Origin of the sequence: Elstera litoralis, from assembly GCF_000963705.1 — a bacterium.
GTDB classification, from domain to species: domain Bacteria; phylum Pseudomonadota; class Alphaproteobacteria; order Elsterales; family Elsteraceae; genus Elstera; species Elstera litoralis.
The window spans coordinates 1-10,511 of record NZ_LAJY01000284.1 but is presented as its reverse complement, the minus strand read 5'-3'; the positions used below and the strand labels follow the sequence as shown (position 1 = coordinate 10,511).

Sequence of the window (10,511 nt, the reverse complement as noted above, 5' to 3'; positions counted from 1 at the left end):
CGATATTCTGTACGAAAAGACCGAATATCACCTGCCGGTCGAACTCAAAGTCGGCGACAAGGTGAATATCCTTGCGACGGGCGCTTACACTACCTCCTATTCGGCGGTGAACTTCAACGGTTTTGCGCCGCTGCGGGCCGTGTGTATTTAACGCTCCTCATTGAGGCTAAATAGAAAACGGGGCCACTCTGTTGGCCCCGTTTTTTTTGACCGTAGCTAAGAAGCCCGCCAATGATTAATCAACCAGTTCCTAAACGCGGCAACTGCTGGCCGATTGAGTGCCCGGGGCGTTGTGACCGCATAATATCCCCAGGGAATTGCTAAGACGACATCGGGGAAGAGAGGGCGCAGCCGACCGGCGGCAATATCTTGGGCGGCAAGCGCGCGGCGGGCGAGGGCAATACCGTGCCCTTTGATGGCCGCTTGCAGAACCGCCGCCGAGGCATTGATGCTGAGCTTCGATTGTGTCGGACTCAAACCTATTTTGGCCACGCGCGCCCAATCCTCCCAGGTGGGGAAAAACGCCCGCGCCCTGTGGGGTTGCATCATAGATCAGGGTTTGCTGGGCGAACCACGCCGGATCGGACGCGCCGGGGGGCGCGGGCAGGTCGGGGCTGGCGACAGCGATAAAACGCCTCGTCCATTAAGCGAACCGCCGTAAGCCCCGCCCAGGTTCCCGCGCCGCAACGCACGCCAATATCGGCTTCGCCCCGGGTTAAATCGGCCAGACGGTCGGTTACATCTAACCGCACCTCCACCTTTGCGTGCCGCGCAGTGAAATCGTCTAATTCCGGCAGCAACCATTTTGCGACAATGGCTTGTGACGCCGAAACCGTAATCACGGTGCGCCCCTGGCCCGCTCGGAGTTTTTCCAACCCTGCTTCAAGGCGGTTCAACCCTTCGCTGAGGTCGAGCAAGGCTGCACGAGCACTATCGACGGGCACGAGGCGATCTCGGCCCTGCTTTTGGCGGTGAAAAAGCGGGCTGCCCAACCATGTTTCCAGCCCGCGCACCATTTGCCCAACGGCAGCGGGCGTTACCCCCAATTCGGTAGCCGCCCCGACGAAACTACCGTGACGGGCCGTCGCTTCAAAGGCTTGAAGGGACTTCAGCCGATTTAATTCCCGAAATGCCACAAAGATTTTCTTTCTTACAGGCGATGTTTCTTCGCCTCGTGTTTACGGTCCGTCAGTACCATGATCCTTGCACAAACTCAGAAAACCAAGGAGAAAATCATGGATGTCTCAGGAAAGAAAATCGTTGTTACCGGTGGAACCACGGGCATTGGTTTTGAAAGCGCGAAACTCTTCATTGCCCATGGGGCATCGGTGCTGATTACGGGGCAAGACGAGGCGCGTCTTGCCTCAGCCCTCACCGCACTCGGCCCCAACGCGACCGGCGTTCTTGCTGACGTAAGGTCAACCCGTCAGCTTGCGGATGTTCGCAAAGCCGCAGAAGACCGCTTTCAGAAGGTCGATGTGCTGTTCGCCAATGCGGGCGTTGCCTTTGCCACCCCCATTCTCGGGACCGACGAGGCACTGTTTGATACGATCATGGATGTTAATGTTAAGGGCGTTTTCTTCACCGTGCAGGCGCTTTTACCGCTGATGGGGCCGGGCGGTTCGATTATCCTCAATACATCCTGGCTGGCGGAGGTTGGGACTGCGGGCCTATCGGTTCTCTCGGCCTCGAAAGCTGCCGTGCGCTCGTTTGCGCGCAGCTTGGCGGCCGAGCTTGTGCCCCAGGGTATTCGGGTGAACGCGGTTAGCCCCGGCGCAACGGCAACGCCGGTCTATAGTAAGTTCGGAATGGATGCCAAGAGTTTAGCCGAGTTCCAGGCCGCGGTTATGGCGAAAATCCCGATGGGCCGATTTGGTCAACCGCAAGAAGTGGCGGAGGCCGCCTTGTTTCTTGCGAGCGACCGCTCCGCCTATATGCTGGGGGCCGAAATCGCGGTCGATGGTGGGTTCGGGCAGCTTTAAGGCTTTAGGGTTAACACCGCCTCCATTACCCCCGTATCGTCGGCGCTGACGTGGAGCTTAAAACCCAACTCCCGCGCCATTGTCAACATCGGCTCGTTCTCGCGCAGAATAGTCCCGACGATTTTGCCGACTTTGCGCTCCTGCCCATAACCAATGATCTGGTGCATAAGCGTATAACCAAGGCCCCGGCCTTTGATGTCGGAGCGGATGAGAATCGCGTATTCGCCCACGGTTAGATCGGCGTCGCAGGTCAGGCGCACGGTGCCCCAGATCGGCCCCCGGCTGCCGTCGGGATTGACGGGGCGGGCGACGAAGGCCATTTCGCGGTCGTAATCGATTTGCGTCAGCCGGGCCAGCATCGGGCGTGGGATTGATTTCAGCGGCGCAAAAAAGCGCAGGCGCACGTCCTCAGGGTCGACCAGCTCGATCATACTGATGATATCCGGCGCATCCTCTGGGCGGATCGGGCGCAGCGATATCAATGTGCCGTCGCGAATGACGACTTCGGTTTCAAGTTGATTCGGGTAGGGCGGCACGGCCACCGGCGCGGCTTTGGCCGGGTCTTGCACGCGGATGCGCGCATCGAGCGCCACCACGCCGGCTTCATCGGCCAGCAGCGGGTTAATGTCGAGTTCGCGCAAATCCGGGTGATCGATGGCGAGCTGGGCGATTTGAATGAGCACGCTGGCAATCGCGTCGCGGTCGGCGGGCGGGCGGGCGCGGAACCCGGCAAGCTGGCGCGAAATCCGCGTGCGTTGCATCAGCTCATAGGCCAGCGGCATATTTAGCGGCGGCAGAGCCAGCGCCTTATCGTTGCGCACCTCCACCGCAACGCCGCCATGACCGAAGAGCACGACGGGGCCGAAGGTGGGATCGCTGGCGATGCCGACGATGAGTTCGAACGCGCCAGGGCGGCGGATCATTTCTTGAACGGTGAAGCCCGCGATATGGGCCTCGGGCTTCACCTCCCTAATCCGGCGCAGCATGGCGATGGCGGCTTCCTTGGCCGAGGCGACGGACGGCAGATCGAGCGCAACACCGCCAACGTCCGACTTATGGGTTAGATCGGGGGAGCGGATTTTCACGGCGAGCGGCAGGCTGAGGCCCTCGGCGGCGGCGGGAATTTCGTCCGGCGTTTCAACCGCCACCGTCCGCACCACCGGCACGCCATAGGCGGCCAGCACGCGCTTGGTTTCGGCCTCGTCCAGCCATTCCCGCCCCTCGCGCGGCTTGCGCCAGAATTTCCTTCACGATGGCCCGTTCGGGCGGGCCGGTATCGGGCATCGCGGGCGGCAGTTGCTGCAACTGCGCTTGATTGCGCCGGTAGCGCACCAGATGCATCAGCCCCTTCACCGCTTCGGTCGGTGTCGAAAAGCTCGGCAGATCGGCGGCGCGGAAGCGGCTGCGGGCGTCGCGCGCCTCCAACTCGCCCATCCAGGAGGTAAGCACCGGCTTATCACCGCGCTTCAAATGACCGATGACGGCCTCGGCGGCTTCGACCGAGGAGGCGACGGCGGTGGGGGAGTTCAGCAGCAGAATCGCGTCCACGCCTGGATCGGCCAAAACCCCATCCAGCGCGGCGCAGTAGCGCGCCCCCGGCGCGTCGCCGATGATATCGACAGGATTGGCGCGCGACCAAGTGCGCGGCAGCACCGGATCGAGCTTTGCGATAGTCTCGGGCGACAGGCTGGCGAGAACGCCGCCTTCGTCCAGCAGCGCGTCGGTCGCCAGCACGCCCACACCGCCGCCATTGGTGATGATGGCGACGCGCTCGCCTTTCACCGGGGGGAGGCGCGCGAGGGTTTCGACGGCGGCGAAGAGGTCGCCCAGGTCGGTGACGCGCAGCTCCCCGCTCTCCGGAAGGCAGCATCATACACGGCGTCCGACCCGGCCATCGCGCCGGTGTGGGAGGCAGCCGCAGCGGCGGCGGCCTGATGCCGCCCGGCTTTAATCACCACGACCGGCTTCAAGCGCGACAAGGCGCGGGCGGCGGACATGAATTTGCGCGCGTGGGTCACGCCTTCGATATAGAGCAGGACCGACTTGGTGCCGGGGTCGAGCGCCAGATAATCCATCATGTCCCCAAAATCCACATCGGCACTATCGCCCAGCGAGACCACGTGGGAAAAGCCGATCCCGCGCGCCGTCGCCCAATCCAGCAGGGCCGTTGCGACCGCGCCCGATTGGGTGACGCAGGCGATATCGCCCGGCAGCGCGGGCACATGGGCGAAGGAGGCGTTCACCCCGGAGCCGGGCACGAGAATGCCGAGGCAGTTTGGGCCGACGATGCGCAGTAAGTGCGGACGCGCCGCGTCGAGCATCGCTTGCCGCAGAACCATCCCGTCCGCGTCCGCGCCTTCCCCGAAGCCAGCGGTGATGACGACTGCGCCCCGGCACCCGCGCTCCCCTAAGCGGCGGATGAGGCCCGGCACGGTGGCGGGCGGGGTGGCGATAACGGCGAGGTCGGGCACGATCGGCAGCGCGTCGATATCGGCATAGGCGAGCACGCCTTCCACCGAGGGGTTCTTCGGATGCACGGGCAAAATCGGCCCCGGAAAGCCCGCGCGGAACAGATTATGGCCCAGCACTGCGCCGACTGACCGCTCTTTCTGGCTTGCGCCGATCAGCGCAATCGATTTCGGTTTGAAAAGAGCGTCGAGATTACGGACGGTCATGGCTATAAGACTTTCTGAAGCTCACCTAAGGTGTGAACTCAGTTTAGCCCATTTAGGTTTCAGATCGGAAACCATGACCCTGTTCACTTCGCCGCAGGCAGCCCTGCTGGAACATGACCCCCGCCCCCGCCCACCCGTCGATGCGCGGGTCCTGGTCTATGTCGGGCTCGACCTGATGGGCGACGGGCTGATGAAGCTGCCCTTCGTGCGCGCGCTGCGGGCGGCGTTCCCGGAAGGAGATTATCTGGCTCGCGGGTAAAGGGGCGAGCGCTTACAAAACCTCGCTCGCGCCCTTAGTGCAGGGGTTGATAACCGAAGTCATCGACAATGCCGAGGTTGGCTCCAGTTGGACCGAAATTCTCGCACGGCCGCTGAAGGATCAAAGCTTCGATCTGGTCATCGATACCCAATCGCGGATGCTGACCACGCTGGTGCTGAAACGCATCAAAACGCGGTTCTTTATCTCCGGTGCGGCGGATTTCAGCCTATCGACGATTAAGCCGGGGAAGGGCTACGTGCGGCCCGAAGCCATGTGCGGCCGCTTGCTCGATCTGCTGCATCTCGCCATTGCCGAGCCGCCCGATCCGCTGGCCCCCCTGCCGCTTGCGCCGGAGATTGCCGATCTCGCCGGGCGGCTGCTACCCCAGGGCTACCGCTATATCGCCTTTGCGCCGGGGGCGGGGGGCAAGCAGAAGATTTGGCCCTTGCAGAATTATGTCACCGTGGCGCGCAGTCTGGCCACGAACGGTTATGTGCCGGTCTGGTTTTTGGGACCGGAGGAGGCGACGTGGGTCGATGATATCGCCGCCAATGTGCCGGGCAGCCTGTTTCCGCTCCAGCATAGCGCCGCTCGCCCGCTGAAATACCGCGCCGATCTGACGATTGCGGCCGCGAGCTTCTGCGAGGTTGGCCTGTCGAACGATTGCGGCGGCGGGCATCTGCTGGCGGCGGCCGGAATTCCGCTGGTATCGCTGTTCGGCCCCACCGATCCCGGTAAATTCGCGCCGATGGCGGTCGATGGGTTGGTGATTCGCGCGCAGGATTTCGGCGGTGACGGGATGGACAAAATCCCGCCCCAGGTGGTGCTTCAGGCGCTCTCGACGCTTCTGGCCTGACGCATCAAGATCAGGAGCAGGATGAGCCCCGGAATAGCGGTGAGGGCGGTGACGCCGAAGAACCATTCCCAGTTCATTTGCTCCGACAGCCACCCGCCCCCGGACGCGAGGAACGTGCGGGCGGTGGCGGCGAAGGCCGAGAGTAGCGCGTAATGGGTGGCGCTATATTGGCGCTGGGATAGGCCGGAGATATAGGCGACGAAGGCGGCGGTGCCCATGCCGCCGGTGGCATTCTCGACGAACACCGTGACGGACAGCGCGGCAAGATCGACCCCAACCTGCGCCTGCCAGATGAAGACCAAGTTCGAGAGCGCCTGCAAAATCCCGCAGATCATCAGCGCGCGCAACTGCCCGGCCTGCCCGACGAGCCAACCGCCGATGAATACCCCGATCAGCGTGGCCACCAAGCTCCAGACTTTGCCGACGGCGGCAATATCGCTCTTGGAGAAGCCGAGGGCGAGGTAGAAGGGGTTGGTCATCACCCCCGCCACCGCATCGCCGAGCTTATAGAGTACGACGAAGGCCAGAATCAGCAGCCACTGCGGTTGGGCGCGCATGAAGCTGGCGAAGGGCTCCAGAATCGTGGCTTTAATCCAACCAATCGGCCGGCCCCCGGCAGTAGCAGCGGCTTTTCGGGTGGCGGCGGCTCCGGGATCAGCAGCACCAGCATGATTGCTACGCCGACGATAGTGGCCATGACGGCATAAACGATTGTCCAAGAGAAGGCCTCGGCCAGAAACAAGGCCCCCGCGCCGGAGACCAGCATGCCGAGGCGGTAGCCGTAAACGGCCATCGCACTGCCCGCGCCCTGCTGCTGCGGGCTGAGGCTTTCGATGCGGTAGGCGTCGATCACGATATCTTGGCTAGCCGAAAAAAAAGGCGATGAGCACGGCGCAGAGGGCGATTTGGCCCGGGGGCCTGCGCCGGATCGGTGACGGCAGCCGCGAGAATGGCGAGGATCAGGCCGATTTGGGTCAAAATCATCCAGCCGCGCCGCCGCCCGAGCGCGGCCAGCAGCGGCGGCGGCACCGCGTCCATAATGGGCGCCCAGGCGAATTTCCAGATGTAGGGCGTGCCCGCCAGCGCGAACAGGCCGATCTGGGTTCGGCTCACCCCCGCCTCGGTCAGCCAAACGCTGAGGGTCGAGAAGGTCAGCGCCAGCGGCAGGCCCGAGGCGATGCCGAGCAGCAGCACGATGAAAACCGGGATGCGCCCGTAGGTTTCGAGAAACCGGGCGAGGGCGGTGGGCATCTTAGTCAGCCGCTGCGGGAGTTGGGGCAACGGGCATTTCGGGCGGCACCAGCGGCGTTTGCAGCACCAGTTGCGTCGGCCCCGGCAGCGTAATGCCAGCCCTATCGAAGGCTTCCTTGATGCCGCGCTTCAGAATGCGCTCCACCGACCATTGCTTGCCCGGTTGGGTTTTCACCCGAACGCGCAGGATAAGAGCGCCGTTTTCGACCCGATCGAGCCCGAAGATTTCGAGCGGCTCCAGCACCGCCTCGCTATAATCGGGGGTATCGGTGCGCAGCTTGGTATCGGCGTCGGTCAGCGTTGCCGTGGCAAGATCGAGATCGGTCTTATAATCCACCGTCACATCGACGACGGCGAAGCTGAAGGTCTTCGTTGAGTTCTGGATGGTGGTGACGGCGCTGAACGGGATCGTATGCACGGCCCCGCGTAAATCGCGCAGGCGAATGGTGCGAATGGTGATCGCCTCGACCGTGCCCGACTTGCCCGCAACCTCGATGGCATCGCCGACCGCAATCGAATCCTCAATGAGAATAAACAGGCCCGTGATGAGATCCTTCACCAAGGTTTGCGAGCCGAAACCGATGGCGAGGCCCACCACCCCGGCCCCCGCCAGCAGCGGCGCGATATTGATGCCGATTTCCGACAGCACGATCAGGGAAACCATAATGACCAGCACGACCAGCAGGGCATTGCGCAGCAGCGGTAGCAGTGTGCGCATGCGGGCGGAGGGCGTGCGGCGCTGGCCGTCGTGCTCGGTCTCCTGCAACAAGCGCTCGATCCAGGAGGAGAGGATTTCCCAGACCACGACGGCGAAGACGAGCACGACCAGCACAATCGTAAGACTGGAAAGCAGTTTGCGCCCGCTGCCCTCGATCAACCAGCCGAGGCTATCCATGCCCCAGATTTGCAGCAGCAGCACGATTATCAGCAGGGTCAAGCCGACGCCGAGCATGCTCTGGAGCACGGGCAAATAGCGGTTGGCGCGGGCTTCGAGCCCCGGAAAGCGCGCCGCCAGATCGGGGCTCACGGTGAAGCCCAGCGTAATGAGATGGCGCAACCCCTGCTTGATCCAGCGGCTCGCCAGCAGCAACACCAGCGTGAGGCCAGTGGCGCGCAGCAGAAACAGAAAGCCGCCGGGGATTTCCAGCGTCCAAACCGTATAGACCGCGACGACATAGACAATGGCGAGCACGTGCCAAACATCGGCGAGGCGGTGGCGCAGGGCGGCGAAACTCTCGCTCATCTGTTTGGCGAGGCGCGAGCCATTGCTGTCCTGCCGCAGCCATTGGCGCACCGGCTCGGCGTTCTGGAGAATGAGAATAATCGCCATGCCCGCCAGCGTGAGGCCGATCAAGCGTCCGATGAGATCGGCCAACGCGTCGGGGAGGGCGAGCAACCGCAGCGCGTCGAGCCCCAGTAGCCCATAGGCGGCCAGCGCCACCATCCGGCGCAGCCAGACATAGCAATAGGCGGCGGTTTCATCGGCGAGCGTCACTAGGCGGAAGCGCGTTTGATCGGGCGCTAAGATCAACCGTCCCAGCAACAGCACTACCCGCACAATCAGATTGGCGTTAATCAGCAGCACCAGCACGAGGCGCGTCAGCCGGTCCGGCGCGATCAGCGACAGGGTGATTTGCGCGGCGGCGGCAAAGGTCAGCACCGGCAGCAGATCGAGCACGAACCGCCCGCCGAGCAGCAACCAGCGCTCCATCCGGCTTTCGCTGGGCCGGTCGGCGAGGGCTTGCCGGGGGCGGCGGAGGGCGCGCGCCAGCAGCCATTCGCTGACCAGGGCACAAAGCAGCAGGACCGCGACTTTTTCCGGCGAGGATGGCCCAGCGTTGCTGCCGCACCGGGTCGCGCCACTGGGCGCTATCGGCGATGATATCGTCGGGCAGGGCGGCGAGGGTGCCCGTGGCTTCCGACACCGCCCCGCCCAGCTTCGCCAAACCGTCCGAAAGATGGGTTAAGCCACGCCCGAAAATCCCGCTGAGGGTTTCGTCGACCGGGTCGGGGGCGGGCTTTTTTTTGCGGGTTTGCTAGCAGGGTAAGCTGCTTGATGAGCGCCTCGCGGGCGGCATCATTCTTCAGCGTTTCGATCAGCGCGGGCAGGTCGGGTGCAGCGTCCTTCGGCGGATCGGCGGCCAGTGCGCCGCCAAACCCAAGCCATATCACGGCTAAAATCGCTATAAACTGCCGCATCGCCCAATTCTCCCGCTGCCCCGAAACCGCCATTTCGGCTACCAGAAGACGACGGTTTTATGCGCGTTGATGAGAACGCGGTGTTCGGCGTGGAACTGCACCGCCCGCGCCAGCACCATCGATTCGATATCGCGGCCGATGGCGACCATCTGGTCGCTGGTGATCGTGTGGTCGACGCGCTCCACCGCCTGTTCGATGATCGGGCCTTCGTCGAGATCGGCAGTGACGTAATGGGCGGTGGCCCCGATCAGCTTCACCCCCCGGTCGAACGCCTGCTGATAGGGTTTTGCGCCCTTGAAGCTCGGCAGGAACGAGTGATGGATATTGATGCAGCGCCCGGCGAGCGCCCGGCACAGTTCGGGCGACAGCACCTGCATATAGCGCGCCAGCACCACCAGATCGATCTGATACTCGTCGATCAACCGCAGCAGTTCGGCTTCCTGCTCGGCCTTAGTGGGGGAAGCCCCCTTCGCGCCGACCGGCAGGTGATGATAGGGCAGCCCGTGCCAGCGCGCTTGCTCCTCAAAATCCGTATGGTTGGAGACGATCGCCGGGATTTCGATCGGCAGTAGGTCTGAGCGCCAGCGATACAGAAGATCGTTTAGGCAATGGCCGAAGCGCGAGACCAGCGGCAGCACGCGGCACTTGCGGGCGGGATCGTGCAGCTCCCACGTCATCTGGAACCGTTCGGCGGTAGGGCGGAAGCCTGCTTCAAGCTCGGCTTTCGTCAGGCCCTTGCCGACGGGATCGACCGTGGTGCGCATGAAGAACTGGCCGGTCGCCTCATCTTCGAACTGGTAGGAGCGGCGGATGTTGAACCCGGCGAGCGCCAGAAAATTGCTCACGGCGGCGACGATGCCGACCGCATCCTTGCATTGCAGCGTCAGAATATAAGCGCCGACCTTATTGCTATCGGCACGGTTCGGATAGGCGTTCATGAGGGGGCTTTCAGCAATAGGAACCGAAGTATCCATAACGTTATAAAGTCCTTAGGTGCCGCTGCGACCGTAATCGTCGCTGAAGCGAACGATATCGTCTTCGCCGGTATAGGTGCCGCTTTGCACTTCGATGAACACCAAGGGTTCCGTGCCCGGATTGGCCACCCGATGCTTGGCTTCGAGCGGAATATACACATGCTCGCCGGGGCTGAGGCGGAAGGTTTCCTCGCCGACCGTGACATCGGCATCGCCGACAACCACGGTCCAATGTTCGGCCCGCCGGTGGTGCATCTGCAACGAGAGGCGTTGACCGGGCAGTACAATGATGCGCTTCACCTTGTAGGTGGGTTC

At 63.1% G+C, this 10,511-nt stretch carries 15 protein-coding genes and 1 pseudogene; 4 read left to right on the top strand and 12 right to left on the bottom strand.

The features are described from left to right. A pseudogene (locus tag VZ95_RS23035) lies at positions 1-151 on the top strand (type III PLP-dependent enzyme); the annotation flags it as partial. Positions 152-216: 65 nt separating this feature from the next. Here the strand turns inward: VZ95_RS23035 and VZ95_RS28235 are convergent. After that, a complete protein-coding gene (locus VZ95_RS28235; RefSeq protein WP_084627741.1) occupies positions 217-549 on the bottom strand; it encodes a LysR substrate-binding domain-containing protein in 333 nt (110 codons plus the stop codon). Further along, a complete protein-coding gene (locus VZ95_RS28230; RefSeq protein WP_084627740.1) occupies positions 546-1,136 on the bottom strand; it encodes a LysR family transcriptional regulator in 591 nt (196 codons plus the stop codon). The genes VZ95_RS28235 and VZ95_RS28230 overlap by 4 nt, the downstream gene beginning before the upstream one ends. 99 nt (positions 1,137-1,235) lie before the next feature. On the opposite strand from VZ95_RS28230, the gene VZ95_RS11610 reads away from it, so the two are divergent. Next, positions 1,236-1,982, top strand: coding sequence for an SDR family oxidoreductase (locus VZ95_RS11610; protein WP_045775983.1), 747 nt, complete (start codon positions 1,236-1,238; stop codon positions 1,980-1,982). Here VZ95_RS11610 and VZ95_RS27130 read toward each other — a convergent pair. The 3 genes from VZ95_RS27130 to VZ95_RS27120 are packed head-to-tail and all read right to left on the bottom strand — an operon-like array spanning position 1,979 to position 4,657. Beyond that, positions 1,979-3,166: a GNAT family N-acetyltransferase gene (locus VZ95_RS27130; RefSeq protein WP_232302631.1), complete on the bottom strand. Its 1,188-nt coding sequence runs from the start codon at positions 3,164-3,166 to the stop codon at positions 1,979-1,981. The genes VZ95_RS11610 and VZ95_RS27130 overlap by 4 nt on opposite strands. Then, positions 3,120-3,764: a hypothetical protein gene (locus VZ95_RS27125; protein ID WP_232302630.1), complete on the bottom strand. Its 645-nt coding sequence runs from the start codon at positions 3,762-3,764 to the stop codon at positions 3,120-3,122. The genes VZ95_RS27130 and VZ95_RS27125 overlap by 47 nt, the downstream gene beginning before the upstream one ends. Continuing rightward, complete coding sequence (locus tag VZ95_RS27120; protein WP_232302629.1) at positions 3,761-4,657, bottom strand: acetate--CoA ligase family protein; 897 nt, start codon at positions 4,655-4,657, stop codon at positions 3,761-3,763. Before VZ95_RS27120 ends, VZ95_RS27125 begins: the two co-directional genes overlap by 4 nt. A 73-nt stretch (positions 4,658-4,730) precedes the next feature. On the opposite strand from VZ95_RS27120, the gene VZ95_RS27115 reads away from it, so the two are divergent. Beyond that, positions 4,731-4,916 (top strand): hypothetical protein, encoded by a 186-nt coding sequence (locus VZ95_RS27115; protein ID WP_232302628.1) that lies wholly within the window; start codon positions 4,731-4,733, stop codon positions 4,914-4,916. Positions 4,917-4,953: 37 nt separating this feature from the next. Then, positions 4,954-5,772, top strand: a complete 819-nt coding sequence (locus VZ95_RS11600; protein ID WP_232302627.1) for a glycosyltransferase family 9 protein — start codon at positions 4,954-4,956, stop codon at positions 5,770-5,772. On the opposite strand, the gene VZ95_RS21955 is transcribed toward VZ95_RS11600, so the two are convergent. From VZ95_RS21955 to VZ95_RS11580, 7 genes are all read right to left on the bottom strand, one after another. After that, a complete protein-coding gene (locus VZ95_RS21955) occupies positions 5,745-6,329 on the bottom strand; it encodes an MFS transporter (protein ID WP_052711701.1) in 585 nt (194 codons plus the stop codon). The two genes, VZ95_RS11600 and VZ95_RS21955, sit on opposite strands and share 28 nt — an antisense overlap. Beyond that, complete coding sequence (locus VZ95_RS25540) at positions 6,302-6,625, bottom strand: MFS transporter (RefSeq protein WP_052711700.1); 324 nt, start codon at positions 6,623-6,625, stop codon at positions 6,302-6,304. The genes VZ95_RS21955 and VZ95_RS25540 overlap by 28 nt, the downstream gene beginning before the upstream one ends. Further along, on the bottom strand, positions 6,622-7,023 hold the full coding sequence (locus tag VZ95_RS21945) for an MFS transporter (RefSeq protein WP_052711699.1): 402 nt from the start codon (positions 7,021-7,023) through the stop codon (positions 6,622-6,624). Before VZ95_RS21945 ends, VZ95_RS25540 begins: the two co-directional genes overlap by 4 nt. Before the next feature lies 1 nt (position 7,024). Further along, the gene (locus VZ95_RS11590; protein WP_052711698.1) at positions 7,025-8,734 is read right to left on the bottom strand and encodes a mechanosensitive ion channel domain-containing protein; all 1,710 of its coding nucleotides are present in this window, start codon (positions 8,732-8,734) and stop codon (positions 7,025-7,027) included. Positions 8,735-8,892: 158 nt separating this feature from the next. Beyond that, positions 8,893-9,222, bottom strand: a complete 330-nt coding sequence (locus tag VZ95_RS24105; protein WP_156995254.1) for a hypothetical protein — start codon at positions 9,220-9,222, stop codon at positions 8,893-8,895. Positions 9,223-9,260: 38 nt separating this feature from the next. Next, positions 9,261-10,160: a formyltetrahydrofolate deformylase gene (purU, locus tag VZ95_RS11585; RefSeq protein ID WP_045775982.1), complete on the bottom strand. Its 900-nt coding sequence runs from the start codon at positions 10,158-10,160 to the stop codon at positions 9,261-9,263. A gap of 51 nt (positions 10,161-10,211) precedes the next feature. Next, the coding region (locus tag VZ95_RS11580) for a phosphomannose isomerase type II C-terminal cupin domain (protein WP_045775981.1) at positions 10,212-10,511 on the bottom strand (300 nt) is incomplete at its 5' end.